This is a genomic window from Cryobacterium cheniae, from assembly GCF_004403395.1.
Taxonomy (GTDB): domain Bacteria; phylum Actinomycetota; class Actinomycetes; order Actinomycetales; family Microbacteriaceae; genus Cryobacterium; species Cryobacterium cheniae.
The window spans coordinates 1-25,239 of the sequence record NZ_SOGN01000007.1 but is presented as its reverse complement, the minus strand read 5'-3'; the positions used below and the strand labels follow the sequence as shown (position 1 = coordinate 25,239).

The 25,239-nt window shown below is 68.7% G+C and carries 22 protein-coding genes; 8 read left to right on the top strand and 14 right to left on the bottom strand.

Annotated elements, in window-relative coordinates; genetic code table 11:
* Window positions 1-48: 48 nt before the first annotated feature.
* The 6 genes from E3T23_RS00715 to manA all read right to left on the bottom strand — a co-directional run bounded on the left by E3T23_RS00715 (window position 49) and on the right by manA (window position 9,081).
* The gene (locus tag E3T23_RS00715; RefSeq protein WP_134368507.1) at window positions 49-1,509 is read right to left on the bottom strand and encodes a DUF5719 family protein; all 1,461 of its coding nucleotides are present in this window, start codon (window positions 1,507-1,509) and stop codon (window positions 49-51) included.
* Window positions 1,499-4,537 carry a glycosyltransferase gene (locus E3T23_RS00710; protein ID WP_134368506.1) on the bottom strand — a complete coding sequence of 1,013 codons (3,039 nt, stop codon included), beginning with the start codon at window positions 4,535-4,537 and terminating at the stop codon, window positions 1,499-1,501. The genes E3T23_RS00715 and E3T23_RS00710 overlap by 11 nt, the downstream gene beginning before the upstream one ends.
* Before the next feature lie 155 nt (window positions 4,538-4,692).
* The gene (locus E3T23_RS00705; protein WP_134368523.1) at window positions 4,693-5,013 is read right to left on the bottom strand and encodes a WhiB family transcriptional regulator; all 321 of its coding nucleotides are present in this window, start codon (window positions 5,011-5,013) and stop codon (window positions 4,693-4,695) included.
* Window positions 5,014-5,189: 176 nt separating this feature from the next.
* A complete protein-coding gene (gene galE / locus E3T23_RS00700) occupies window positions 5,190-6,164 on the bottom strand; it encodes a UDP-glucose 4-epimerase GalE (RefSeq protein WP_134368505.1) in 975 nt (324 codons plus the stop codon).
* A 416-nt stretch (window positions 6,165-6,580) separates the two neighbouring features.
* Window positions 6,581-7,420 carry a PDDEXK family nuclease gene (locus E3T23_RS00695; protein ID WP_134368504.1) on the bottom strand — a complete coding sequence of 280 codons (840 nt, stop codon included), beginning with the start codon at window positions 7,418-7,420 and terminating at the stop codon, window positions 6,581-6,583.
* Between the two features lie 365 nt (window positions 7,421-7,785).
* Window positions 7,786-9,081, bottom strand: coding sequence for a mannose-6-phosphate isomerase, class I (gene manA, locus E3T23_RS00690; RefSeq protein WP_134368503.1), 1,296 nt, complete (start codon window positions 9,079-9,081; stop codon window positions 7,786-7,788).
* A gap of 130 nt (window positions 9,082-9,211) precedes the next feature.
* On the opposite strand from manA, the gene E3T23_RS00685 reads away from it, so the two are divergent.
* Entirely contained in the window at window positions 9,212-10,390 is a 1,179-nt protein-coding gene (locus E3T23_RS00685; RefSeq protein ID WP_134368502.1) for an acyl-CoA dehydrogenase family protein, read from the top strand.
* Window positions 10,391-10,506: 116 nt separating this feature from the next.
* On the opposite strand, the gene E3T23_RS00680 is transcribed toward E3T23_RS00685, so the two are convergent.
* Together E3T23_RS00680 and E3T23_RS00675 are read right to left on the bottom strand one after the other, a co-directional pair.
* A complete protein-coding gene (locus E3T23_RS00680; protein ID WP_134368501.1) occupies window positions 10,507-10,791 on the bottom strand; it encodes a metal-sensitive transcriptional regulator in 285 nt (94 codons plus the stop codon).
* On the bottom strand, window positions 10,788-12,470 hold the full coding sequence (locus E3T23_RS00675; protein ID WP_134368500.1) for an FAD-dependent oxidoreductase: 1,683 nt from the start codon (window positions 12,468-12,470) through the stop codon (window positions 10,788-10,790). Before E3T23_RS00675 ends, E3T23_RS00680 begins: the two co-directional genes overlap by 4 nt.
* A gap of 81 nt (window positions 12,471-12,551) precedes the next feature.
* On the opposite strand from E3T23_RS00675, the gene E3T23_RS00670 reads away from it, so the two are divergent.
* Together E3T23_RS00670 and E3T23_RS00665 are read left to right on the top strand one after the other, a co-directional pair.
* Window positions 12,552-13,856 carry an O-antigen ligase family protein gene (locus tag E3T23_RS00670; RefSeq protein ID WP_134368499.1) on the top strand — a complete coding sequence of 435 codons (1,305 nt, stop codon included), beginning with the start codon at window positions 12,552-12,554 and terminating at the stop codon, window positions 13,854-13,856.
* A 19-nt stretch (window positions 13,857-13,875) separates the two neighbouring features.
* Window positions 13,876-15,177, top strand: a complete 1,302-nt coding sequence (locus E3T23_RS00665) for an O-antigen ligase family protein (protein WP_134368498.1) — start codon at window positions 13,876-13,878, stop codon at window positions 15,175-15,177.
* Window positions 15,178-15,191: 14 nt separating this feature from the next.
* Here E3T23_RS00665 and E3T23_RS00660 read toward each other — a convergent pair whose 3' ends face one another.
* Together E3T23_RS00660 and E3T23_RS00655 are read right to left on the bottom strand one after the other, a co-directional pair.
* Window positions 15,192-16,199: a glycosyltransferase family 2 protein gene (locus tag E3T23_RS00660; protein WP_241977479.1), complete on the bottom strand. Its 1,008-nt coding sequence runs from the start codon at window positions 16,197-16,199 to the stop codon at window positions 15,192-15,194.
* The gene (locus E3T23_RS00655) at window positions 16,196-16,894 is read right to left on the bottom strand and encodes an LbetaH domain-containing protein (protein ID WP_134368497.1); all 699 of its coding nucleotides are present in this window, start codon (window positions 16,892-16,894) and stop codon (window positions 16,196-16,198) included. Before E3T23_RS00655 ends, E3T23_RS00660 begins: the two co-directional genes overlap by 4 nt.
* A 113-nt stretch (window positions 16,895-17,007) precedes the next feature.
* Here E3T23_RS00655 and E3T23_RS00650 point away from each other — a divergent pair, with 113 nt between their 5' ends.
* The 4 genes from E3T23_RS00650 (at window position 17,008) to E3T23_RS00635 (ending at window position 20,490) form a co-directional block, all read left to right on the top strand.
* A complete protein-coding gene (locus tag E3T23_RS00650) occupies window positions 17,008-18,108 on the top strand; it encodes a DegT/DnrJ/EryC1/StrS family aminotransferase (RefSeq protein ID WP_134368496.1) in 1,101 nt (366 codons plus the stop codon).
* A 3-nt stretch (window positions 18,109-18,111) separates the two neighbouring features.
* Window positions 18,112-19,074 carry a Gfo/Idh/MocA family protein gene (locus tag E3T23_RS00645; protein ID WP_134368495.1) on the top strand — a complete coding sequence of 321 codons (963 nt, stop codon included), beginning with the start codon at window positions 18,112-18,114 and terminating at the stop codon, window positions 19,072-19,074.
* A 64-nt stretch (window positions 19,075-19,138) separates the two neighbouring features.
* Complete coding sequence (locus tag E3T23_RS00640) at window positions 19,139-19,528, top strand: GtrA family protein (RefSeq protein ID WP_166806143.1); 390 nt, start codon at window positions 19,139-19,141, stop codon at window positions 19,526-19,528.
* Window positions 19,529-19,530: 2 nt separating this feature from the next.
* Window positions 19,531-20,490: a glycosyltransferase family 2 protein gene (locus E3T23_RS00635; protein ID WP_134368493.1), complete on the top strand. Its 960-nt coding sequence runs from the start codon at window positions 19,531-19,533 to the stop codon at window positions 20,488-20,490.
* 12 nt (window positions 20,491-20,502) lie between these two features.
* On the opposite strand, the gene E3T23_RS00630 is transcribed toward E3T23_RS00635, so the two are convergent.
* The 4 genes from E3T23_RS00630 to E3T23_RS00615 form a co-directional block, all read right to left on the bottom strand.
* Window positions 20,503-21,048 carry a hypothetical protein gene (locus tag E3T23_RS00630; RefSeq protein WP_134368492.1) on the bottom strand — a complete coding sequence of 182 codons (546 nt, stop codon included), beginning with the start codon at window positions 21,046-21,048 and terminating at the stop codon, window positions 20,503-20,505.
* Window positions 21,049-21,112: 64 nt separating this feature from the next.
* A complete protein-coding gene (locus E3T23_RS00625) occupies window positions 21,113-21,631 on the bottom strand; it encodes a hypothetical protein (RefSeq protein WP_134368491.1) in 519 nt (172 codons plus the stop codon).
* An 8-nt stretch (window positions 21,632-21,639) separates the two neighbouring features.
* The gene (locus E3T23_RS15525; RefSeq protein ID WP_134368490.1) at window positions 21,640-24,489 is read right to left on the bottom strand and encodes an FG-GAP-like repeat-containing protein; all 2,850 of its coding nucleotides are present in this window, start codon (window positions 24,487-24,489) and stop codon (window positions 21,640-21,642) included.
* 102 nt (window positions 24,490-24,591) lie between these two features.
* Window positions 24,592-24,852, bottom strand: coding sequence for a hypothetical protein (locus E3T23_RS00615; RefSeq protein WP_166806142.1), 261 nt, complete (start codon window positions 24,850-24,852; stop codon window positions 24,592-24,594).
* A 159-nt stretch (window positions 24,853-25,011) separates the two neighbouring features.
* Between E3T23_RS00615 and E3T23_RS15495 the strand changes: the two genes are divergently transcribed.
* Window positions 25,012-25,239: hypothetical protein (locus tag E3T23_RS15495; RefSeq protein ID WP_206750234.1), on the top strand; the 228-nt coding region annotated here is incomplete at its 3' end.

Genomic DNA, 25,239 nt, shown 5'->3' with positions numbered 1-25,239 from the left:
TCGGCGTCGCTGGTGGTTTCGGTCAGGGGGTTCTCCAGAGGTTCGCGGTCAGCGGGGGTAGACCCGGATCGGGGCCGCCAGCGGCCCGGCCTGGCTCAGGGTGAAGGCGCCCAGCAGACCGTCACCCGAGTACGCCACCGACGCCACCGTCGAGGTTCCGCCGGACACGAGGTAGCGCTGCGACTGCTCCAGCGGCATCGTGGCCGAGCCGCCGGCCGGCACCGTCACGGTCAGGGACGCGCCGGTCTCCGGGCTGGCCGTGTAGGTGACGTCGGAGCTGCCCGTGTTGACCAGGTTGAGTTGCGGGGACGGCCCGGCGGCGGCCACCACCAGGAAGTCGTCGGAGAGGGTGTCGGACGACGCGAACCAGGCGAAGTCGCGGCCGGCGGAACCTGCCGCAGAGCTCTGCGCCGCGGCCACGATCGGCTCACTGGCGGTCAGTTTCAGGGAGTAGGTGCCGGGAGCGAGCCCGGTCAGGGGCACCTCGGTGGCCACCCCCGGCTGGATGTCGACCTGAACCGAGGCCCCCGCCGCCTGGCCGACCGCACCGGTCACACCGACCTCGACCGTGGCGGCAACTGTTCCGGGCACGAGTACCCGCACCGCCGTGACCCCGTCGCTGAGGCCGCCGAGCTCGGCGGGGGCATCCCCACCGGCCGAGTCGGAGACGATCACGCCGGCGATGGCCAGTGATTCGGAGGGGCCGTTCGAGGACCCGACGAAGTCGACGCCTCCGGGTTCGAGCCCGCGCACGATGCTCTGCTGCAGCGTGGCGGCCACCTGGCCGCCCTGGGACTGCACGTGCACGATGGGCGAGCGGAGGTTCGGGGCCAGCCCGGCGAGAGACACGACCCGTTGGGTGCCCGGTTGCACGAGGATCCCGGTGGAGCCGGGGGCATCCACTTCCCCGGTCTCGCCGAACACGGTCAGGTCGACGGTGGCCACGACCGTGGTCGGGTTGCTGAGCAGCACCAGGCTGGTGCGGCCGATGTCGGTGGAGCCGCCGACGAGCCAGCTGTCGCCGGCCGCCTCCCCGCAGCCCGAGACGGCCAGGCCGCCGAGCGTTTCGCCGGCCGCGATCTGGGACTGGCTGCCGGTGACCAGCGGCGCCGTCGCCGCCGCCGCGGGCGGGGTCGGAACGCGCAGCAGCAGCGGCGAGCCGAACGACTGGGTGTTCGCGTTGTCGGGGGCCGCCATGGCGGTGGCCTCCGGTTCGATCCACCCCGACTCGCCCGCCACCGCATGGGCGCCGAAGAGTGCTGCGGCGCTCCCGACGGAGCTGGCACCCTGCGCCTGGCTGGAATCCTCGGCCAGCGCGAGGAGCGGCCCCGGACAGACCCGTTGCTGCTCGCTCGGGGTCGGCGACACCGTGATGGACGACGGCTCCCTGTCGACCGTGGGCCAGTTGACGAGGGCTGCCGCGCCGACGGATGCGACGACGACGCCGAGACCGACGAGGCCGGCCACCGCCCGTGCCCCGAACAGGGCCACTCCGCGTCTACTGGGCATGATCGTGCTCCTCCGAGCGGGCACCGGTTTCGGTGCCGGGTGATGTGTCGGGTGTGGTGGCTGCCGCGGGCGCGCCGGAGCTCTCGGCGGAGGGCCGGAAGCCGGGCGCCGGCCTCTTGCGGGACGCCGCCTTGGCGATGCGCTTGTTCTCCTTGGTGCGGGCCTTCGCCGTGTGCCGGATGGCGTCGCGACTGGCCTGGCGCACCGCCTCGGGCCCCGCACCGGTCGGGATGGACAGGAGCACGGTGGCGCCGACCACGAGCACGGTGATCAGCGAGAACACCAGGCCGAGGGTGCCGCCGGCGTTGCCCGGGATGGCGCCGTTCGCCGCGGAGGCGACCGGCGCATCCGTCACCTCGTACTGCCAGAGCCGGCCGAAGACCGTGTCACCCACCGGGGACAGGGCGGCGTTGCCGTCGAGGGCGGTCGTCGTGCGACCGGCGGTCTCGGTTGCCGCGGGGGTGACCGCTTCCGTGGCCCCGGGGCCGGTCGCCGTGACGGCGGCCGGGAGAAGCAGCACGAAACGGATGCCGAAGTCGGCCAGTCCGGCCGCGGCGTCGAGCCCGCTGCGCGAGGCGAGGTTGCCGGCCAGGGTGGCCAGCTCCTCTTCCCGTGGGGTGAGGGTTCCGTCGGTGCTGCTGAGGGTGGACTGGGTGTTCAGGGTGGCGCCGGGTCCACGCACGATGGTCGCGAGGATGCCGCCATCGGGTTGCGGCACGATCTGCAGGGTGCCGACCCGGTCATCCGTCCGTGCCTCGGCGCTGACGAACGCGGGCTGGATGCGGTCGATGCCTTCGGCCACGACGCTGGTGCCGAGCGGCAGGGCCGCGACCAGCGGCGCCACCACGATCACGAGCGCGACCACCGCGGTGACGGCCGGGGCGATGGCGAAGCGGTGCATGCCGCGGAGGGCGAAGACGACCGCGCCGACCAGACCGAGCCAGTAGAGGCTGAGCCCGGTGCCGGCCCAGATGGCGGCCGACTGGCCGCCGACGGAGGTGAGGAAAAGCTGGCTGGCGGCGATGGCGGTGCCCGCGCCGAGCAGGGCGGTCAGCAGGGCGAAGCTCGCGCCGCGGGCCCCTGGCAGGAAGAGGGCGAGCAGGCCGAGCACGGCCAGCGGGATCAACAGCACCGGCACGAGCACCGAGGCGTCGACGCCGGGCAGCCCGAGCGTCTCCAGCAGCGGGGTCCATCCGCCGAGTTCCCCGGACGGGAAGCCGAGCAGCAGCTGCCACACCGAGACATCGGCGCCGGGCAGCGGTAGGCCCGGGTCGGCCAGCAGGGCCAGCCAGTTGCCGCGCAGACCCTGATCCCAGATCAGCGGCGCCGCGAGGGCGAGGGCCGCCAGCGGGATTCCGATGAACCGCATCGCGCTGCGGCCGCTGAGCAGCATGGCGATCAGCCAGACCACCAGCAGCGCGGGCGCGAGTGAGGGTGCCGCTGCCACGATGGCGGCGAACAGCAGGGCCGCCGAGCCGGAGGCCGACCACGAGCGGGCGGCCATGAACCCGGCGAAGAACAGCCACGGCAGCAGCAGGTGCACGAGGATCGCGGCCGGGCGGCCGGCGGCGAGGGCACTGAGTAAGGTGGGCGCGAGCATCCAGAGCACGGCGGCGATGGCACGAATGGAGGCGCGCTCGGTGAGGCGGGTCGCGGCCAGCCAGGCGCCGAGGGCCGCGAGCGGCAGGGCGAGGAAGTAGAGCAGGACGAGGGAGAAGGAGGGCGCCCAGAAGGTGAGCGAGCCCAGCACCGCCAGCACCGACGCGAACGGGTCGGCGCCGCCGACGAAACCCAGTCCGATGTCGCGCCAGCCGTAGCCGATGCTCCCCCAGAGTTCGGCGGGGGTGTCCGACAGCGGCAGCAGCCCACCGCCGGTGAGGGTGCGGGCGCCGATCAGCGGGGCCAGGACGATGAGCCCGGCGATCAGGGCGGCGAGAACGGTCCACGCGCCGCCCCCGGACATGAAACGAATCTCGGGCACCTCGCCGTTCACCCCGGTGAGGCTGGACTCGCGGCGGAGCGCCTGGCGGCGACGCACCTCGGCGGTGGGCACCCGGAGCGAGGCGATCGAGGCCCAGCCCAGGGTGCGGGTGGCACCGAAGCGGCGGCGGGCGGCCCTGACCCGCAGCCCACTGAAGGCGGCGGCGAACGCGGCGGAGTACTCGCCCAGGATCGCGCCCGGTTCCTTCTGCAGAAGCTGCACGAAGGAGCGCAGCACCGCGAGCGGAACCAGGCCCAGCCAGTGCACGGGGATCATCCACCGCGGGGAGTAGACGAGACGGCGATGCAGCTGAGCGGCGCGCATGGCGCGGAGGCGTTTGCGGCGGGCGCGGCCGCGGGAAGAGCCGCTGCTGCCGGCAACGCCGTCGCCGGCCGAGGCCACCTTGGCCGCGGCGACTCCGGAGACGCGGTGGCCGGCCATCCGCACGCGCACACAGAAATCGAGGGAGTCGTCCGCGGACGGCAGGGCCGGATCGAAGCCACCCAGCTGCTGCCAGACAAGGTGGCGCACCAGCATGCCGCCGGCGCTCACCCCGAGCACGTCGCTCATGCCGTCGTGCTGGCCCTGGTCGAGTTCGCTCTCCACCAGGGTGACGGTCGCGCCGCCGGGAGTCAGGGACTGCCCGAATTCGTGGATGTAGTCGCCGGCGTCCCAGTCCATGACCTTCGGACCGGCGACGGCGACGGATGGCGCAATCTCCAGTTCGCCGAGCAGCGCAGCGAGGGCGGCGGGTTCGGGCGCGCTGTCCTGGGCGAGGAGCCACAGCATTTCCCGGTCGGACTCGGCGGGCGGGATGACCCGCACGGCCGCGGAGATGGCCTCGCCGAAGCTGAGCCCGGCATCCGCTGAGATGAAGTGTGTCGGCGGGTAGGCAGCCAGGAGCTCCGCCGTGTTGTCGGTCGATCCGCAGTCGACCGTGATCACGACGTCGGGTCGGCGCGTTTGGCGACTCAGGGCCTCGAGAGTGCGTTCGAGGTGTTTCGCGCCGTTACGGGCGACAAGGATGGCGGTGACTCTGGCATGCATATGCAGAACAGCCTAGGTTGGATCGGGCCCGATGAGGAGCAATTGAGGGGCGAGCCTGAAAAACGCAGCCTCGCTCCGGCTTCGTTGCCGGCTTCGGGTCCGGATTCGCGGGCGGTGGGCGTTCGATCGCCCGCCGGTCCGCCTGGCCGGCTCGCCTAGCTGGCTCGCTTGCGCAGTTTGCGGCGTTCCCGCTCGGACAGGCCGCCCCAGATGCCGAACCGCTCGTCGTTGGCCAGCGCGTACTGCAGGCACTGGGTTCTCACCTCGCACGAGGAGCAGATCTTTTTGGCATCCCGGGTCGACCCTCCCTTTTCGGGGAAGAACGCCTCCGGATCGGTCTGTGCACAGAGCGAGTCCGATTGCCACGACAGAAGATCGCCGTCGCCCGCTTCCTTGCGAACCCCGGGCACGCCCAGACGAACCGGATCGACAAACCAGTCCTCCGGCACCCCGGAACGAGACTCTGATAGCGCCATATCGTCATCCACCCCACTGCAACATATGCCCCAAAATTACGCGTCAGCACTAATTACAGCCGTGTAATTCCCTGCCGTCAAGTCGCAGATAGTAAACCCTCAATATTTGCTGGAGGGTTTCGACTCGCCCAAGAGCGAAAATCGGTGGGATCTGATTGTTCAGAGCGGGTGCTCGGTCACTTCTCCGCGTCGGATGCCGCCTGCCGTGATCCCCAGGCGCTCGCCACCATCTCCTCCAGGCTGTGGCGCATGGCCCAGTCCAGATCGCGGGCGGCGAGTTCGCCGGAGGCGACGATCCGGTCGGGGTCGCCGGTGCGGCGCGGGCCGATCACGGGCGTGAAGGCGATGCCGGTGACGGTGGACACGGTGGACATGATCTGCCCCACCGACACGCCGTCGCCGCTGCCGAGGTTGTAGACCGGCAGCACAGGTTCGCCGCCGTCCAGGCGCCGGGCCGCGGCCACATGCGAGAGTGCCAGGTCTGCCACATGGATGTAGTCCCGCACGCACGTTCCATCGGGGGTGGCGTAGTCATCGCCGTTGATGCTCGGGGTTCGCCCCTCCATCAGCGCGTCGAAGACGAGGGGGAAGAGGTTGTGCGGGCTGGTGTCGCGCAGGTCGAGCGCTCCGGAGCCGACCACGTTGAAGTAGCGCAGCGCCGTGTAGTGCAGTCCGGCGGCGACGGCCTGGTCGCGCAGCAACCATTCGCCGATCAGTTTCGACTCGCCGTAGGGGGACTCGGGGCTCTTCGGGGTGTCCTCGGTGACCAGGTCGGTGTGCGGGGTGCCGTAGACGGCCGCGCTCGAGGAGAACACCATCCGCCCGACGTCGGACTCCTGCATGGCCGACAGCAGGGTGGCCATGGCTGTGACGTTCTGCTCGTAGGTGTGCAGCGGACGCTGCACCGAGACGCCGGCGTACTTGTACCCCGCGACGTGGACGACCCCGGTCACGGTGTGCTCGGCGAACGTGCGCATCAGCAGGTCACGGTCGAGGAGGGTGCCTCGCACGAACGGCACGTCAGCGGGAACGAATTCGGCGTGGCCGCTGGAGAGATCGTCGATGACGACCACCTCGATGCCCTCTTTCAGGAACGCACGCACAATGTGGGAGCCGATGTACCCGGCACCTCCGGTGACAAGCCATGCCATCTAAAACCTCGCAAGATCGAACGGCAATCCAGCACTGCCGCCTTTCAAGCCTAGTCTCCGGGTCGGCCGGCGCGCGGGCGCGGTGCGAGGGCGGATGGGGGCCTGCTGGCCTGCCGTGGACGGTCAGCGCGGCAGGTCGTCGGATCGGTTGTTGCGCCGGGAGGCTTCCGGCACTGCATCCCCCGCTGCCCTGAATCGCTCGAGCTCGAACGAATTCGACGGAGATTGTGCTGCAGATGCCCGACATGCGGGTTTTCGGGGCTGAATCCGGAGAATCTCCGTCGAATTGGTTCGCCCGCGCCAGAAGGCGGGTGGACAGGCGGGGCGGGCGATGGAGCAGGGACGGGCGATGGATGCGGCGGCGTGGGGACTGTGATCGGCAGCGACCGTGGGAAAAGGGACCGACCGACCGACCGCTAGCCGAGCCCGCGGCGAGCCCGCGGCATCCGGTCGGGGAACGGCGGGAACACTGTCGACGGTTCGCGCAGGTAGTCGTGCTCCAGCGCCGTGAGCATCGCCTGCACACACAACGCCCACCGTTTGCGGATGAGCGCGTAGCTGAACCTCAGGGTGCGCCCGTTCTTGCTCGCGATCACCAGATCGCGTGCCCGGTCTTCCTCGAAGGCGAGCGGATCGTCATGCCATTCCGCCCCGTCGATCTCGACGAAGGTCGACGGCCCGATCTGACCATCGAGATGTCCGACGCCGCTGACAAACGGTTGCGGCACGAAGAGGATGCCCGCGGCCAGGGCCTTGAGCCGGAATTCCGTTTCCCCACCCGCGGCGGCGCGCCCTTCGACCTCCTTGCGCCATGACTGCACCCGCAGCGGCGCGCGGGCGAAAATCCAGTCCAGATCGTCGAGGACGATTCCGACGCCGTCTTCCGTGGCGCTGTGCAGCGCGGCATCGAGACACACGATTGCGGTAACCCGGTCGTGGTTGTTCAGAATATGCACCAGGGCCTGGTGCACGCCGGTGCGCCAGACGCAGTCCCCACGCCCATTGATCGCGTCATCGCTCCACGTCACGCGGCAGCGGACACTGTCGAGCAGATCCAGCCGTGCGCGCATGTCGGTCGGGCGCCGCAACCCGCGCGCGTTGCCGGCGACGCTCACGTGAAGCTTGCGGGTGGTCGGGGTCCAGATCCCGTAGGACTTCAGGCAGCTCAAACCGGCCAATCGTCCGCCGATCCGGAATGCCTCGACGGCCGCCTGCGGTGCCGACGGAACCGAGTACCAGCCCTTGCGCACCCGCACGATCGTTCCCCGGTTCACCTCACCGCGGAGGTCGCCATCGCTCCAGCCTCGGGCGCGGAGTGTGGCGCGTTTGACGAATAGTCCGTGGTCGACGATGTCCCTGGCGAGCGAGCGCATGGCCCGCAGCCTCGCAGCGGAGACTGGCCCGCAACGCGGCATCCGTCACCCTGGGGAGGGCCCTCCGCCCCTGCCGGCTGGGGAGGGCTCACTGTTCCCGCCCGGTGCCGCTCGGTGCCGCGCCCCTGCCACCACCTGCAGGGTGGCGACGAACGAATTCGACGGAGATTCTGCTCCAAATGGCCGAAAACGCGGCGGTTAGGCGGGTTTTGGGCAAAATCTCCGTCGAATTGGTTAGGCGGCGGGCGCTAGGGGGTCGTGGCCAGGAAGACCTCGCCGACGCCGGCGAAGGTGAGCATGCCTTCGTCGGGCGTGATGTAGATGGACTCGCCGCGGTTGAGGGGGACGGATGACCCCGCACCGGCCACCAAAAATCCCCCGGCCGTGCAGATGGCGATTGCGGGTCCCGTCAGCGTGAACTGCCGCATCGGCACCCCCGCCTGCGAGACCGGAACAGCCTCGGCCGCGATGTGCACGAGCACGAAGTCGTCCACGTCGGGGCGATACTCCGAAACGCCCGGAGACGACACCACCGGCGACAGGTACGGCACCGGCAGCGGAGTGAAATCGAGCACCTCGAGCAGCTCATCCACGTCGATGTGCTTGGGGCTCAGCCCGCCGCGCAGCACGTTGTCCGAGGCGGCCATCAGCTCCACGCCGAGCCCGAACAGGTAGGCGTGGATGTTGCCGGCCGGCAGGTAGAGCACCTCGCCGCGCTTCAGCGACACCCGGTTCGTCAGCAGCGAGATCACGATCCCGGGGTCCCCCGGGTAGGCGCGGGCGAGGTCTCGCACGGTGGCTAGTTCCAGCGGAAAGTCGAGGATCGCACCGCTCTCGGCCAGGTCGGCCGCACTCTCGGCGAGGGCGACCACCCGCTCGACCAGCCAGGCGACCTCGCCCGAGTCGCCGCCGCGGCCGTCGCGCAGCAGCCAGTCGACACTGTCGCGCAGCGCATCGCCGCCGAGCAGGTGCCGCTCGAGCGCGTCGAGCGCGCCGGGCTGCGGGTTGTCCGAGGCCACGTCCAGGGCACGCAATTCGCCCAGGATGCCACGAATCTGGACCAGGTCCCGGAAGCCGCAGAGAGCCTCGAAGGTGTCACTCAGGGCGAAGATCAGCTCGGGCTTGTGGAATGGGTCGCGGTAGTTGCGGTCCGGCGCACCCTGCGGGAGGCCGGCTTCGTTCTCCAGCCCGAAGCCGATGCGCGCCCGCTCCGAGGTCGGATGTGCCTGCAACGAGAGCGGGCCCGCGGCGGCGAGGATCTTCAGCAGGAAGGGGAGCCGCGGTTGCACCGGCGCGGAGGGGTCGGCAGGCGCGGCGAGCGCGGTACCGAGGGCCTCCGCGGGGGCGGCCTGGATCCACTCCAGGAGGGTGCGGTGGCCGCCGACCTGCTCGGGGTCGGTGATGACGCTCGGCGATCCGGAGTGTGCGCCCAGCCAGAGTTCGGCCTCGGCCGTGCCCGACGGAACGTAGCCCAGCAGACCCGCGATGGCGGTCGTCGACCCCCAGGCATAGTCCCGCGGCGAATTGGTGATGCCCACAAACATGGCGCTCTCCTGCACTCTTCGGTTTGGACCAAACTACCAACTGCTTTCGGCGAGCAGGCCCGGCGACCTAGGCTGCGAACATTCGTCGACCGCCGAAGCGAGGCCGTCGCCCCCTGCAATGGAGCACCTGATGACCTTCGAGCTACTTCCCAGCGACTTCTACGGCTTTGAGAATCTGCTGACTGAGCAGGAAAAAACCGCGCTCACCAATCTGCGCGCCTATCTCGAGTCCGATGTTCGGCCCATCGTGAACGGATGCTGGGAGCGCGCCGAGTTCCCGGCCGAGGTCATCCGGCCACTGGCGGCGCTCGGGGCCTACTCCTTCAGCTGGCCCGAGACGCGGCCCTTCGAGAACTCCGCGGTGTTCCGCGGCTTCGTGGCCCTCGAGACGGCGCGGGTGGACGCATCCGTCGCCACCTTCGTCGGGGTGCAGAACGGGCTCGCCTGCGGCACCATCTCGGCGACGGGGTCGCAGGAGCAGCGTGACGAATGGCTGCCGCGCCTGGCGAGCGGGGAGATCGTGGGGGCATTCGGGCTGACCGAGCCGCTCTCCGGCTCGGATGCGGCGCAGGGCCTCCGCACGACGGCCACCCGCACCGGCGACACCTGGCTGCTGAACGGCGCCAAGCGCTGGATCGGAAACGCCACCTTCTCCGACATCACCATCATCTGGGCGAAGGACACCGCCGACGGCATGGTCAAGGGCTTCATCGTGACCACCGACACCCCCGGCTACACCGCCACCCGGATCGAGGGCAAGATCAGCCTCCGCTCGGTGCAGAACGCCGATATCGTTCTGGAGAACGTGGTCGTGCCCGAGAAGAACCGGTTGCAGAACGCGAACTCCTTCAAGGACACCGCCAAGGTGCTGCGCCTGACCCGCGCCGAGGTGGCGTGGTCGGCCGTGGGCACCTCGATCGGTGCCTACGAGGCGGCCGTCGCCTACGCGAAGGAGCGCACGCAGTTCGGCAAGGAGATCGGCGGGCACCAGCTGGTGCAGGACCTGCTCGTGAAGTCCCTCGGCAACATCACCGCCAGCCTGGGCATGGTCGTGCGGGTCTCGCAGATGCTCGACGAGGGCAGTCAGCGCGACGAGCACGCCGCCCTGGCCAAGCTCTACACGACCGCACGGATGCGGGAAACGGTCGCCTGGTGCCGCGAACTCTTCGGCGGCAACGGAATCGTGCTCGATTACGACGTGGCCCGTTTCTTCGCCGACGCCGAGGCCGTCTACTCCTACGAGGGCACGCGGGAGATGAACACCCTGATCGTGGGCCGCAGCATCACCGGCCAGGCGGCCTTCGTCTAGCCACGGATGCCGCGGCTGCCGCGGCGCACGCCCGGCCTACCGCGAGTTGCGGACAAAACACCTTCCTCTCGGTGACGAGGGTGTTTTGTCCGCAACTCGGCGGAGGGGAGGTGGGGCTAGGCCAGCGTCAGGAAGAGCTTCTCCAGCTCCTCGACCGTGAGGGAATTCTCGCCCTGGGGGTTGTCGAGGCACTCGCGCATCGCCGTGGAGACGATGACGAACCCGGCCTTGTCGAGGGCGCTCGACACGGCGGCGAGCTGGGTGACGACATCCTTGCAGCTGCCGCCGGCCTCGACGGCCGTGATGACCGCCGCGAGCTGGCCCTGGGCCCGGCGCAACCGGTTGAGGATCTTCTTCTGGTTCTGCTCCCCAGCGACGTGGGCAGCGGTGATGTCGGTCATGCCGGAATCCTGTCAGAGTTCATGGTGATAGCGGTGGGCATCAGGCCGAGCGAGGTAACGCCCGCGGTCCAGGTGCGGTAGCCGCCGTCGAGGTTCCGCACGTCCAGCCCGTTCTGGCTCAGGATGCGGGCGGCCGTGTGGCCGCGCTGGCCCACCTGGCAGTGCACGATCAGGGGCGCATCGGGCAGCTCGGCCAGACGGTCCCGCAGTTCGTCCAGCGGCACGTTGATCGCTCCCGGAATGTTCCCGGCGGCGAACTCCCCCGCCGAGCGCACGTCCACGAGCACCGCACCCGCGGCCCGGGCTGCGGCCAGCTCGTGCCACTGCACCGCCCGCGTCGTTCCCGCGGCGAGGTTCTCGGCCACATAGCCGAGCTGGTTGATCGGGTCCTTCGCAGCCGAATACTGCGGCGCGTAGGCCAGCTCGAGGCGGGTCAGAGAGGATGCCGTCAGCCCGCCGGTCATCGCCGTCGCCAGGATGTCGATGCGCTTGTCGACGCCGCTGCCGCCGACGATCTGCGCGCCGAGGATGGCATCCGTCGCCGGGTCGATCAGGAGCTTCATCGACATGCCCTCGGCGCCGGGATAGTAGGTGGCGTGGGAGGCCGGGTGGGTGTGCACGACGCGGTGCGCGCGGCCGGCCCGCACGAGGCGCTTCTCGCTCCAGCCGACCATGGCCGCCGTCAGGCCGAAGAGGCCGAGGATGGCGGTTCCGAGCGCCGGGGAGGCTGACCCGGGCTCGCCGGCGATACTGTCGGCGGTCGCCCGGCCGTGCCGGTTCGCGAGGCCGGCCATGGTGATCAGGAGACCGCTGCCGTCGATGGCGTCGATCTTTTCGACACCGTCGCCGACCGCGTAGATCGACGGGTCGTTGGTCTGCTGGCTGCCGTCGACCGCGATGCCTCCGCTCGCGCCGATCGTGATCCCCGCCCGGGCGGCGAGGGAGGTGTCGGGGAGCACCCCGACGGAGTCGATCACGAGGTCGGCCGGAACGACGGATCCGTCGCTGAGCTCGACTCCCCCGTCGGCGGCGACCGCGGCGACGGTCGTGTTCAGGCGCACGTCGACGCCCCGCACGAGCAGCTCGTCGAAGATCGGCGCGGCCATCTCGGCGTCGAAGGGACCGAAGACCTGGGAGCCGAACTCGACCAGGGTGACGTGCACGCCGCGGTGCACGAGGTTTTCGACGGCCTCGAGGCCGATGAACCCGGCGCCGATCACGACCGCGGAGGCCCGACCCGTGACGCCGGCCAGCAGCGCGGTGATGTGGTCGACGTCATCGACCGTGCGCAGGGTGCGGGTGGCGAGGCCGGCCGGGGTGATCCCCGTGCGGGCCGTCGCACCGGCAGCCAGGATCAACCGGTCGTAGCTCTCGGTGGTCAGGGCGCCGGTCTGCGTCTGCCGCACGGAGACGGTCTTCGCCTCCCGATCGATCGCGGTGACCTCGTGGTCGACGCGCACGTCGAGGCGGAAGCGGGCCCCGAGGGATTCGGGCGTCTGGAGCAGGAGGCTGCTGCGGTCCGTGATCACGCCGCCCACGTAATAGGGCAGCCCGCAGTTCGCGAACGAGACATAGTGGCCGCGTTCGAATACAATGATGTCGGCCGTCTCGTCCAGCCGACGCAAACGCGTTGCAGCCGACATTCCGCCCGCAACTCCACCGACGATGATCGTTTTCATTTCAAACCTCCGGGATTACTATACCCCAGGGGGTATGGAAAGTGACCGCTGACCGCCTTGGCACGCCCTAGCCTTAGACACATGCCCGCTGTCCAGAGCCGCTTCGTCGTTCGCACCTTTGCGACGTTCGTCTTTTTCTCGGCTCTGGCCGGGCAATTCTGGCGCAGCCTGTTCGGCTGGTGGGGCTACGGCGCGCTCGCACTGGCGGTCGTCGCGTTCAGCGTCCTCGCCCTGGTCCGGCTGAAACCCGACTGGATGTGGCCGCGGTTCCCGAAATCACTGATCGCCTTCCTCGGTCTGGCCACCCTGTCACTGGTCTGGTCGTTCTACCTCGGCGCCTCCCTGATCGGCGTCACCCTGCAGTGGGCGACCACGCTGTCCGCGCTCTTCCTGGCCCTGTGCCTGAGCTGGGCGGAGCTGCTGCGCACGCTGGGCGCCGCACTGCGCTGGATTCTCGCCCTGTCCCTCGTCTTCGAGCTGATCGTCGCCGTCTTCGTGCGGCAGGCCGTGCTCCCCTTCTGGGTCGACTACGGCACCCGTGATGTGCCGGAGTCGTTCTACTGGTCGCGCGGCATCCTGCTTCAGGGCGGCCCGATCGAGGGCATCGTCGCCAACCGCAACCTGCTCGGTTTTCTGGCGCTGATCGCCGTGATCGTCTTCGCCGTGCAGCTCGCCGCCGGCACCGTGAGCCGCCGCTGGGGTAGGGCCTGGCTGGGCCTCGGCGTGCTGATGCTCCTGCTGACCCGGTCCGCGACCGTGGCCTTTGCCGCCACCGCCGTCACCGTGGTGCTGCTTTTCGCGCTCTGGGCCCGCCGCCGGCCGCCCGAGGGGCGCCGTCCGGTGTATCTGGCGGCCGCGGCATCCGTGCTCGTCGGCGGTGTCGGCCTGGTGATCGTCACACCGCAGCTCCTCAGCCTGCTCGGCAAGTCCGCCGACCTCACCGGTCGCCTCGACATCTGGCGCAACGTGACCGCGCTGGCCCTCGAGCGCCCGGTATTCGGCTGGGGCTGGGTGAGCTACTGGGCCCCCTGGGTCGAACCCTTCGAGGGTCTCGCCGTGCGCCGCGGCGTCGTCTACCTGCAGGCGCACAACGCCTGGCTCGACGTCTGGCTGCAGCTGGGCATCCTCGGGCTGATCGTCTTCACCGCCCTCGTGTTCTCCACGCTGTGGCGCAGCTGGTTCCTCGCCGTCGACCGGCCGCGCCGCAGCGTCGCCGACACGGAACCGTATGCGGTCTCCGCTCTGCTCCCACTGCTGCTGCTGGTGGCACTGCTCGCCCAGAGCCTGGCCGAGAGCCGCATCCTGGTCGAGTCCGGCTGGCTGCTGCTGGTCGTGCTCGCCGTGACCACGAAGCGTCAGCAGGCATCCACTCAACGGATGCCGTAAGCGGTAGCGTGGGACCGTCATGACCTACCGCGCGAATCCCCCCGCCGTGCCGGCCCAGTTCAAGCGGCTGTTCGCCTCCCCCCGGTTCGCCTCCTCGCTGACGCTGGTCATCATCGGTTTCGCCTTCGGGGCCACGACCCTGCGGGCAGTGATCGGCCCGCCCGGCGTCGTCGGCATTCTCGTGGGCCTCGTGGTGCTGGCCGGGTTCTCGCTCTCCGCCCGCTGGGCCGGCGTCGACTGGCACGGACTCCTGCCGATCTCGATCATGGTCTTCGTGGGTTGGTGCGCCGTGTCGGTGCTGTGGTCCGGCTACCCGCTGCACACCCTCAGCGCCTCGCTCTACCAGCTCGCCTTCACCTTCCTGGCCATCTACATCGCTCTGGCCCGCGACACCATCCAGGTCGTGCGCGCCACCGGCGACGTGCTGCGGGTGCTGCTCGGGCTGTCCCTGGCGCTGGAGGTGCTCTCCGGACTCCTGTTAGACGTCCCCTTCGTCTTCCTGGGCATCCAGGGCAACATCGACTCGTTCGGGCCCGTACAGGGCATCTTCGGCTCCCGCAACGTGTTCGGGTTGGTCTCCCTGATCGCGGCGGTCACCTTCGCCGTTGAGCTGCGGTCACGGTCGGTGCGGCGCGGGCTCGGCATCTGCTCCATCGCCCTGGCCGTGTTCGGCCTGTTGCTCACCCGGTCGCCCGTCATCCTCGTCGTGGCCCTCTTCGTGGGCCTCGCCGCGCTGGCGCTGATCTGGCTGCGCAGCACGCCGGTCGCGAACCGGTGGGTGCTGCAGATCGCACTGCTCGGCGCCACCGTCGTGGCCGGCATCATCGCCGTCGCGGCCCGGGCCCGCATCATCGACCAGCTGAACGCGGGCAGCGAGTTCGAGGCCCGCATCACGCTGTGGGGCGAAATATGGCGCCTGGCCACCTTGCATCCGCTCGAGGGCTGGGGCTGGGCCGGCCTCTGGCCGGCAGACGTCACCCCCTACGGCTGGCTCAGCTTCGTCACCGGGCGCCCGCAGACCTCCGGGCTGAACGCATTCCTCGACGTCTACTTCCAGGTCGGCCTGGTCGGCCTCCTGTCGTTCCTGGCGCTCGTGCTGCTCGCCTTCTGGCGGTCCTGGCTGCTCGCCTCCGACAAGCGCTCGATCGTCTACGTCTGGTCACCGCTGGTGCTGGTGACCCTGCTGGTCACGTCGGCGGCCGAAAGCACCGTGCTGGTCGACTTCGGTTGGCTGCTCCTGCTGATCTGTGCCGTGAAGGCCGCGCAGGGCAAGAGCTGGCGCAGCCTGTTGCAGCCCACTCCGCACCGGCACCCGGAGTAGCGGCCGGCCGGAGCTCACAGCGGCTGAACGAGGTCACGCAGAACGTCCTGCGGTCCGAGCCCGAACCGGGCGTATCCCCCCGTCCGCCACTGGCGCAGAACGGGAACGACCCGGCGGAGCCGAGAGCCCGGTAAGGCGCTGCGAACCCGTTCGTGCGCGACCTTCGCCCGGATCTGGCGAAGGTAGGCATCGGGTGGAACCGGCAGCAGGCCCGGTGCACGTTCATCGAGCGCCTCGGCCCGGGCCAGCAGCCGCTCGTTGCGCTGTGTGCGCGGCGCCTGCAACCGGCTCAGCCGACCGGCGGCATCCAGGCTGGTCACCCCGATCTGATTGCCACCGTGTTGCCGGTAGTCGATCAGGGCGTCGTCCAGAAAATCCATGGTCCCCGTCGCCGCGGCGACCATGGCCAGCCATTCGTCGTGCACCCACGCGGCCGGAAACGGTCGCGCCCGGTCGACGAGTTCGCGGCGCACCACCGCGGTCGCCCCGGTGATGATGTTGCGGCGCAGGAGCACGTTGAATGCACGCCCCTCGTGCACGCCCTTCTTCTCGTCGTCGGTGATGCCCAGCGTCGTGAAGAGTGTCGTGCCCAGAGAGGTCCCGTCACCGCCGACGAGGCGGGCGTCGGAGTGCAGCAGCTGCAACTCCGGCCGCCGCAGGAACTCGCCGACCATCGCCTGCAGACGGCCGGGGGCCCAGACGTCGTCCTGGTCACTCAGCGCCAGCAAGTCGCCCGAGCACGCTGACAGTGCCTGCTCGAAGTTGGCTGCGACCCCGAGCGCCACCGCGTTTCTGATCACCCGGAAGTCAAGAGCCGGGTCACCACCGTCGGCCACCCACGCGGCATGCACCTGCTCGACGATGCCGACGGTGCCGTCCGTGGAGGCGTCGTCCGAGACGACGATCTCGCTCGGCCGTGTGGACTGGCTCAGGATGCTGCGGAGCTGTTCACCGACATAGGCGGCACCGTTGAAGGTGCACAGGGCCACGGACACGGTGGGCTGCAGGGCGGGTTCCATCATTCGGTGCCGTGACGAAGCCACCCGGCCAGGGCCCGCTCCAGTCCGGCCGCTCCGACCAGACTCTCCAGGGCATCGTCAAAGGGCAGCGCATAGGTCGACACCGCGGCTCCGATGGTCCCGGCCGGGATCTCCGCCCGCTCCATTCCGACGACATTCGCGCCATGGACACGAGCCGGATTCCCGTAGGCCTTGGCGAAGGGCGGGACATTCCGGGTGACCACGGAACCCATTCCCACCATCGCCCCCTCTGCGATGTAGCAGCGCTGGTGAACACTGGATCCCAACCCGAGGTTCGCACCAACGCCGACGCGAACGTGACCGGCCAGCAGAACGCTGGATGCCAGCGTGGCACGGTCCTCGACGGTGCAGTCATGCGCGATGTAGCTCTGATTCATCAGGAAGACATCGTTGCCCACCCGGGTGATGTCATGCCACCCCTGGTGGATCTGCACGTATTCACGGATGACATTCCGGTCACCGATCACGATTCCCTTGCCGGTGTCCAGCCCGGCCGCGTCCATCGGATGCTGCCAGCTCCTGACCTCCGGCGGAGCGCCGATGACCGCCCCGGTCCCGATCCAGTTGTCGTCTCCGATGGTCACCGGGCCGATGATCACCACGAGCGGTCCGATCAGATTGCCGGAACCGAGCGTGACCTCACCGATCAACTGCGCGGTGGGATGGATGGAATTCATAGTTGCCTTACTCTGCCAGTCGGTGCGGGTGGGGGCGGGCCGCGAACGGTCCGGTACTGTGGACAGAACGCGACGTCGAGATTCGATTCACAAAATCTAACTTACGAGGCACAATGATCCCCATTACCACCGTCCAGTTTGGCGAAGAAGAACAAGAGCTCGTTATGGAGGTCCTTCGATCGGGCGCCGTGGCTCAGGGACCAATGGTTGCGAGGCTCGAGAATCGCTTCGCCGAACTTTTCGGGATCCGCCATGCCATCGCGGTGAACAACGGTACGACGGCACTGGTCGCCTCACTTCAGGTTCTGGACCTCAAGCCCGGCGATGAAGTCATCACGACACCTTTTACGTTCGCAGCCACCCTCAACGCGATTCTGGAAGCCGGGGCCACGGCGACTTTCGCCGACATCCGTGCCGACGACTTCAACATCGACCCGGCCTCGCTCGCCGAGCGGATCACCGACAAGACCAAGGTCATCCTGCCCGTCCATCTCTACGGCCAGATGGCTGACATGGATCCGATCCAGGCGCTCGCCACCGATCGTGGCCTGCGAATCCTTGAAGACGCGGCCCAGTCCCACGGCGCCGATTACAAGGGCCGCTATGCGGGAAGCTACGGCCTGGGCACCTTCTCCCTCTACGCCACGAAGAACATCACGACCGGCGAAGGCGGCCTCATCACGACCGATGACGACGAGCTCGCCGACCGGCTCCGGGTCTTGCGCAACCAGGGCATGCGATCGCGTTACGTCTACGAGATGGCCGGACACAACTACCGCCTGACCGACCTCCAGGCCGCCCTCGGCGTTCCGCAGCTGGAACGCTACGAGCAGACCGTCAGCACTCGCCGCCGGAATGCGGACAGGCTGATCGAAGGCCTCGCGGACGTGCCCGGCATCGTCGTGCCCCGCCAGCTCGAGGGCCGTGGCCATGTGTGGCACCAGTTCACCATCCGGGTCACGCCGGAAGCCCGGATGAATCGGGACGAGTTCGTCGAAGCGCTCGCCGCACGCGGCGTCGGCAGCGGCATCTACTATCCCAAGCTCGTGTTCGACTACGAGGCCTACCGCACGCACCCGCGAGTGATCACCTCCGACGTGCCCGTTGCCGCGCAGATCGTGTCCGAAGTCGTCTCGCTTCCCGTGAACACGAGCCTGACGGATGCTGACCTCAGCGAAATCATCACGGCCGTCCGCGCCGTTGCGGGGGCCTGAGCCATGTCCGCTCGCAAGCGTGTCGTCCTGGTCGGCGCCGGCAACATGGGCAGCCACCACGCCAGAGTGATCTCCCAGTCCGATCGCGCCGACCTCGCCGTGCTGGTGGACCCGCGCGAAGAGATCGGTCGCAAGGTCGCCGAGCGGTATGGAGCCGTCTGGGCTCCGGAGCTCCCGGACCTGACCGATCTGGATGCCGTCGTTGTTGCCGCTGCCACCGAGGCTCACTATGAACTCGCCATGGAGGTGCTGGCCCAGGACCGGCCGCTCCTGATCGAAAAGCCGGTCGCCGACAGCCTCCTCCGCACCCGGGAGATCCTCGACCGGGCCGAGGAGCGGGATCTTCCACTCATGTGCGGTCTGCTGGAGCGCTACAACCCGGCAGTTCTGACGGCTCGGTCCCTCCTCGAAAACCCGGTGCACGTCATTGCCACCCGCCATTCGCCGTACGCGCCGCGCATCCGCACCGGCGTGGCCTGGGACCTGCTCGTGCACGATGTGGACCTCGCGATCAACATCATCGGCTCGGCGCCCACCAGCGTCGATGCCACGCTGGGTTTCTTCCACCGGGATTCCGCTCCGCTGGCCGAAGACGTCGCGGAGACGACTCTCGGCTTCGCGAACGGCGCCATTGCCCGCGTGTCCGCAAGCCGTGTGGGTCAGCGCAAGATCCGGCAACTGGCCGTCTACGAACTTGATCGACTCATCGAAATCGACCTGCTTCGGCGCGACGTGACGATTTACCGGCACGTGTCCGAGAACTCGGTGGACGACGGTCGCGGATACCGTCAGCAGACGGTCATCGAGATCCCGGAGTTGGTGACGTCCCAGGAACCGCTCACCACGCAGTTCACCCGTTTCCTCGACACCGTCGACGGCATCGTCGACGCGGCCGCCGAACGCGCAACGATTGCGCCGTCCCACGCCGTTATCGACCAGGTCATTTCACGGAAACTGTCACTCTGAGGTGCTGGCCTCCGGAGACCCGATCGACGACGGCGTAGCGAAACGATCGGCATTCAGCCGAGTCGTGAGCCATTCCGCCGTGCGATACCTGGTCGCCGGAGGCTTGGCCTTCCTGGTGGATGTCGGCATTCTGGCCCTGCTCCGGCAGGTCCTGGACTGGCCGCTCTGGCTCGCGACGGGCATCGCCTTCCTGCTCAGCTTCTTCTTCACGTACTCCATCCAGCGGTATTTCTCGTTTGAATCCAGCGCCGCACATGGCGTCGCGCTGATCAAGTACGCGGCGCTGGTCGGTTTCAACACCATTGCCGTCGTCATCATCGTGACGTTGATCAACCCCACACCACTCGGCTGGCTGGGCGGCAAGATCGTCGCGACGGCCCTGTCAACGGTGTGGAACTACTTCGCCTATCGTTATTGGGTGTTCGCCGACACCCGCCCCAGCAAGAAGGACTAGACGTGTATCAAGGAGCCTGTATCGCGGCCGTCGTGCCCGCGTACAAAGAGGAACGGATGATCGCGACGGTCATCGAAACCATGCCCGACTACGTGGATCACATTGTGATCGTCGATGATTGCAGTCCCGATGACACCAGCGGTGTCGTCGCGCGACTGGCCGATGACCGGGTGACGCTGATCCGGCACGAGGTCAACCAGGGGGTCGGCGGCGCCATCGTCACCGGGCACAAGGCGGCGATGGCTCTCGGGTCCGATGTCAACGTCATCATGGCCGGCGACGCCCAGATGGACCCGAATCACCTTCCGGCTCTCCTGGACCGCGTCACCCGTGACGGTTACGGGTTCGCCAAGGCGAATCGGTTCTTCGCGCCCGAGTCCTTCGAGGGGATGCCGAACTATCGGGTGTTCGGCAACATCGTGCTGTCGTTCATGACCAAGCTCGCCTCCGGGTATTGGAATCTGTTCGATCCGCAGAACGGGTACACCGCCGTTCGCACCGAGGTTTTGAAGCGTGTCCCGCTCGACCGGGTGTCACGTCGGTACAGTTTTGAGAACGACCTGCTCATCCACCTCAATATCCTCCAGGTGGGGGCCGTCGACGTGCCCATCCCCGCGGTCTACGCCGACGAAGTCTCCTCGATCCGGCTCAGCAAGGTCGTCCCGGAACTGCTGAATCTGCTCGTCCGGGGCTTTTGGCGGCGAATCTGGTACCGCTACGTGCTGTGGTCGTTCTCCCCCATCGCACTGCTGCTGGTGCTCGGTCTCGGGCTCTTCAGCATTGGAGCCGTCATTGCGATCTGGGTCTGCTTCCAGGTCGCCAGCTCGGTGATCGCAACGGCGGCGACGGTGATGCTGGCCGCTCTGCCGCTGATGATCGGCACCCAACTCCTGGTCAGTGCACTACAGCTGGATATTCAGGCCAGTCCGTCGGAGCCGACGTTCAGTCCGTTTCAGAAGTAGCGGCCGCCCCGGTCACGTCGCCCGTGCAAGCCACTCGGCCAGCTGTTTTGCCTGCGGCGCCTCCGGCGCCAGGGCGAGGGCGGCAGTGACCACGGGCGCACCCAGTTCGGCGAGCCGGACCTCCAGCCTGTCGAGGGGAATCCGGGTGCAGGTGGCCAGGATGGTCAAGTACGCGGCGGCGCGATCGTCGACGACCAATCCCGCATCCTCCGCCACCTGGACGATCGCGGATTCCTCCAGCGTCAGTGAGTGCTCCCCCGGCCCGATGTAGTTCACCTCGCAGGACAAGATTCGCATGTATTGCGTGCTGGCCCAGACTTCGGCCAGTCTCGAGAACTCGACCACGGGCCCCCGCAGGAATGAGCACCGGAACGAGTACAGAGGTCCCGACTCCAACGGGATCTCGGTGGTGTCGTCGAGGACGGCCCGCAGCCCCGTCGCGGATGCCCGCACCGGGGTCGTGCCCGCCAGTGCGGCGGCAGCGAACACCCCGAGGGCGGCTCCCAGGCGTAGAACGGTGCGCCGGTCGAGCCGTGGGCCCTCGAAATCTTGTTTCATGCGACGCACCGTACTCCCGATCGTGAAGCGCGAAAGTCCCGTGATGACCCCCGTATGGGGACGCTCAGCCGTTGACTCGTTCCTGGATGATGTCCGCCTGCGGCGCCTCGGGGCACAGTGCCAGTGTCGCCTCCAGAACGGGGACCGGGATCGACGAGAAACCATACGGGCCGTCCTCGGAACCGATCCGGGTGCAGGCCGCATAGACATCGAGGAAGAGCTGCTCGAACTCACCCGCATCGGCCGACTGGCTCGAGGCGATCGTCGTAACCGCCTTCTCCTCCTCGGTCAGGGTGAAGGGCTGCGGCCCGACGTACCGGGTCACGCAGTGGTCTATCCGCAGATAGTTGGTCGACGCCCACGTTTCCTCGAGGCTGGAATAGTCCCCGACAACCTGCCCGTCCTCGAAGTAGCACCGGCTTTGGAACCTCGTGGGCGAGATGGACCGAGGCGATTCGGACGCCTGCTCGGTCGGACCGGCAGTGCGCGGGGGGCCGTTTCCCGTTTCCGAGCACCCGCCCAGGAACACGACCGTCGCGACGACGAGTACCGCCAGCGCGCACCGGCGTGCCGGTGACAACATTCCCCGCCCTAGAGGATCGCGGTCATGCCGTTCCACCCTGACCCCACCTGCTTTCGCGCCAACCACCCACCTGTGCCGTTGCCGGGATACAGCCACAGGACACCGTCCGAGGCCCGCGCGAGCACATCCGAACGGCCGTCACCGTTGAAGTCACCCGGGCTCAGGATCGCCGTCATCACATTCCAGCCCGATCCCGCCTGCGATCGCGCCCGCCAGCCGCCGGTGCCGTTCCCCGGATACAGCCACAGCACGCCGCCCGTGTCCCGGGCCAGCACATCCGAACGGCCGTCACCGTTGAAGTCACCCGGACTCAGGATCGTCGTCATCACGTTCCAGCCCGACCCCGCCGCCGACCGGGCCAGCACTGCGCCCGTGCCGGTGCCCGGGTAGAGCCACAGCAGGCCGCCCGAGTCCCGGGCAAGAACATCCGCGTGGCCGTCACCGTTGAAATCGTACGGGCTCAGGATGGCCGTCATCGGATTGAACCCCGACGCCACCTCCGACCGCGCCAGCCAGCCGCCCGAACCATCGCCCGGGTATAACCAGAGCACGCCATTCCCGTCCCGGGCCAGGACATCCGAATACCGGTCACCGTTGAAATCACCCGGACTCAGAATGGCCGACATTGAATTCCATCCGGACCCCACCTGCCACCGCGCCAACCAACCGCCCGAACCATTGCCCGGGTACAGCCACAGCAGGCCGCCCGCATCCCGCGCCAGGACATCCGCCCGATCGTCGCCGGTGAAATCGTGCTTGGGGAGCACAGTAACCACGGCCAGGGTGTAGGTCTGAGCGACCGGGGCGGAGCTGTTTCCGGCGGAGTCGATCCCGATGAAGCGCAACGTGAAGTCGGCTGTCAGGGTGATCGGGCCCGTGTAGCGGGTGCTGGACGTCGATGGTGCGGTACCGTCCCTGGTGTAGTAGATGCCTGCCGGCTCGTTTGAGGTCAGGGTGATCTGCTGTCCGGCGGGGTACTGACCGCCGGCGGGCGACGCCGTCACCACGGGCGCCGTGGTGTCGGCGACGGCGACGGAGAAGGTCCGCGTGCCGACGGTCCGGTTACCGCTCTGGTCGGCAACCTCGACCTCGAAGACATGCGGCCCTCCGGCCAGCCCGGTGTAGCTCTGGGGGGAGGTGCATGGACTGAGGTCCTGCGTGTCGAGGCGACACCGGAAACCCGCCACGTCGGTGGAGGTCGAGGAGAACTCGAAGGTGGGCGACGCGGACAGTGTCTCGCCGTTAGCGGCCGGAACGGTGATCGCGAGCGACGGCCCGGCGGTGTCCACGCGGAACCCGACCTGGCTGATGGGACTGACGTTGCCGGCGTGGTCCACGGCCTTGATCCGCAGGACGTGGTTCCCGTCGGTCACGAAGGTCAGGACATCGCCGGAGGCGCAGACCGCGTAGGCGGAGGCCTCCGCGGAGTCGATCGCGCAGAAGAGGGATGTTCCACTCTCCGCCAGAACATCGAGGGGCACCTGGCGTCCCACCAACTGACCCTCGGCAGGGGCACCGATGGTGGGAGCAGCGGGCGAGACGGTGTCGATGGTGAACGCGCGGGTGACGGGCACACCCGTTCCCGCCACGCGCACCGCGAAGGTGTACGTGCCGTCGGCCTGCGCGACCCCCGGTGTGAAGGTGCGGCCGCTGCAGTCCGCCCACACCGGGGTCTGGCCGTTCCGGTAGAGCGCGCACTCGAGTGAGCTGCCCGGGGCCGCGGACACCGTGAAGGTGGGCGTCGAATCGTTGGTGATCGCCGGGTCCACGGCCAGGCTTCCGTCCGCGGCGGTGGGCCCCGACACGATCTGCGCGGTGGACTGTCCCAGTATGTAGAGGGAGCCGGTGCCCGTCGGACTGGTCGCGCCCAGGAGCCCGACGTCATCGGCGACCATCAGCTTGCCCTCGCGCAGCCCCAGGCCGCCGATCCGGCTGTATCCGGTCGCCCAGCCCGACTCGATCTGGCCGGTGTTCGTCGCAACGCGGGTGATGACATCCTGGCCGGCGCTCGTGGCCTGGGCCTTCCCCACGTACAGCACCTTCGCCGCCGTGTCATAGAGGAGGGCGGACGGCACTCCCACGGCATAGGACGTCGCGGGTGCGACGCTCGACAGGTTTCCTGCCGGCGGAGCGCTGAAGGACCTGAGCCCGGTGGTTTCGGCCACGTACACCGTCACCCTCCCTCCCGACGTCACTCCGGCTGCCGCGATGGCGACCGGGGCGGGAGCGGTGACGTAGGCCACGGTCTCGACACCGGGCTGGCTTTCCGCCGGGTCGACGATCCGCACCACCGCGCGAGCGCGCTGGAAGATGACATACGCGTGCCCGTCGTCGCCGATGCTGACCGCCCGGGGGCGGATGTCACCGTCGAGGAGGGTCAGCTCGTTCTGGAACCGGAAGGTCCGGGACTCGGCATTCCACCGCGCCCGGGTCACCTCCGCGCTTCCGGTCGAGAAGTCAGGGATCAGGGCGAGCTCATCGCCGCTGCCCACGGCCCCCGCCGTCGGGTCGAAAAACGCGGGAGCGCCGGCCCTGGTCGGCCCCGCCCCGGCGCCGCTGAGCGTGCCGCCCAGGCAGGTCGCGGTCTCGATGGCCCCCACGGCGGGCGGTGCGGGCTGGCTCACCCGGCAGAAGCCGGCGATCCGATCGGACACCCACACCCGGCCGGCGGGGTCGACCAGCGCGCCCGTGGACTGCGAGAGACCCGTAGCCAGCACGGCCCGGGTCTGGTCGGCAGTGGCGGCCACGGGTTCGAAATGCAGGAAGACGCCCACGGATAACAGGCAGGCCAAGGCGAGCGCCCCCATCCGACGGATCGGGTTGGCAGGCGTATGGCGATGTCTCGGGTGAACCGTCATGCGAGGAACGGTACTCCGGATCGTGGAGCGGGCTACCCCCCGTCACCCCCCCCACAACTGGGTCCAGGATTCCGGGCCGGCTGCGACCGGCCGGCGGGCCCGTCAGCCGCCGATCCGGTCCCGAATGATGTTCGCCTGCGGCGCCTCGGGGCACAGGGAAAGCGCTGCTTCCAGCACGGGAACGGGGATGGACGAGAAACCGTACGGGCCGTCCTCCGACCCGATCCGCGTGCACGCCGCGAAGACGTTCAGGAAAATCTGTTCCGGCTCCCCCGGATCGGTCAGCTGGCTGGACGCGATCTCCGCGATGGCCGCCTCGTTTTCGGTCAAAGTGAAGGGCGGCGGCCCACCGTACCGTGTCACGCAGTGATCGATCCGTAGGTAGTTGGTCGACCCCCACGTCTCCTCGAGACTGGAGAAGTCCCCCAGCACCCGACCGTCCGGGTAGAAGCATCGGCTCTGGAACCGGGCCAGCGTGCCCGCGGTCGATTTCGACCCGCTGNGCTCTGGAACCGGGCCAGCGTGCCCGCGGTCGATTTCGACCCGCTGTCGGCGAAGATGGCCGTCATCGCGTTCCAGCCCGACCCCACCTGCACCCGGGCCAACCAACCGCCGGCACCATCCCCGGGATACAACCACAACACCCCGGAACCATCCCGAGCCAGAACATCCGACCGAGCGTCACCGTTGAAATCACCAGGACTCAGGATGCTCGTCATCCCGTTCCACCCCGACCCCACCTGCACCCGG

Coding starts and splice junctions, on each gene's coding strand:
- E3T23_RS00705 (WP_134368523.1), bottom strand. CDS start 5,013: ATGGCGCTATCAGAGTCTCGTTCCGGGGTGCCGGAGGACTGGTTTGTC.
- E3T23_RS00685 (WP_134368502.1), top strand. CDS start 9,212: ATGACCTTCGAGCTACTTCCCAGCGACTTCTACGGCTTTGAGAATCTG.
- E3T23_RS00630 (WP_134368492.1), bottom strand. CDS start 21,048: ATGAAACAAGATTTCGAGGGCCCACGGCTCGACCGGCGCACCGTTCTA.
- E3T23_RS00675 (WP_134368500.1), bottom strand. CDS start 12,470: ATGAAAACGATCATCGTCGGTGGAGTTGCGGGCGGAATGTCGGCTGCA.
- E3T23_RS00670 (WP_134368499.1), top strand. CDS start 12,552: ATGCCCGCTGTCCAGAGCCGCTTCGTCGTTCGCACCTTTGCGACGTTC.
- E3T23_RS00625 (WP_134368491.1), bottom strand. CDS start 21,631: ATGTTGTCACCGGCACGCCGGTGCGCGCTGGCGGTACTCGTCGTCGCG.
- E3T23_RS00715 (WP_134368507.1), bottom strand. CDS start 1,509: ATGCCCAGTAGACGCGGAGTGGCCCTGTTCGGGGCACGGGCGGTGGCC.
- manA (WP_134368503.1), bottom strand. CDS start 9,081: ATGTTTGTGGGCATCACCAATTCGCCGCGGGACTATGCCTGGGGGTCG.
- E3T23_RS00650 (WP_134368496.1), top strand. CDS start 17,008: ATGATCCCCATTACCACCGTCCAGTTTGGCGAAGAAGAACAAGAGCTC.
- E3T23_RS15525 (WP_134368490.1), bottom strand. CDS start 24,489: ATGACGGTTCACCCGAGACATCGCCATACGCCTGCCAACCCGATCCGT.
- E3T23_RS00710 (WP_134368506.1), bottom strand. CDS start 4,537: ATGCATGCCAGAGTCACCGCCATCCTTGTCGCCCGTAACGGCGCGAAA.
- E3T23_RS00665 (WP_134368498.1), top strand. CDS start 13,876: ATGACCTACCGCGCGAATCCCCCCGCCGTGCCGGCCCAGTTCAAGCGG.
- E3T23_RS00655 (WP_134368497.1), bottom strand. CDS start 16,894: ATGAATTCCATCCATCCCACCGCGCAGTTGATCGGTGAGGTCACGCTC.
- E3T23_RS00645 (WP_134368495.1), top strand. CDS start 18,112: ATGTCCGCTCGCAAGCGTGTCGTCCTGGTCGGCGCCGGCAACATGGGC.
- galE (WP_134368505.1), bottom strand. CDS start 6,164: ATGGCATGGCTTGTCACCGGAGGTGCCGGGTACATCGGCTCCCACATT.
- E3T23_RS00660 (WP_241977479.1), bottom strand. CDS start 16,199: ATGATGGAACCCGCCCTGCAGCCCACCGTGTCCGTGGCCCTGTGCACC.
- E3T23_RS00680 (WP_134368501.1), bottom strand. CDS start 10,791: ATGACCGACATCACCGCTGCCCACGTCGCTGGGGAGCAGAACCAGAAG.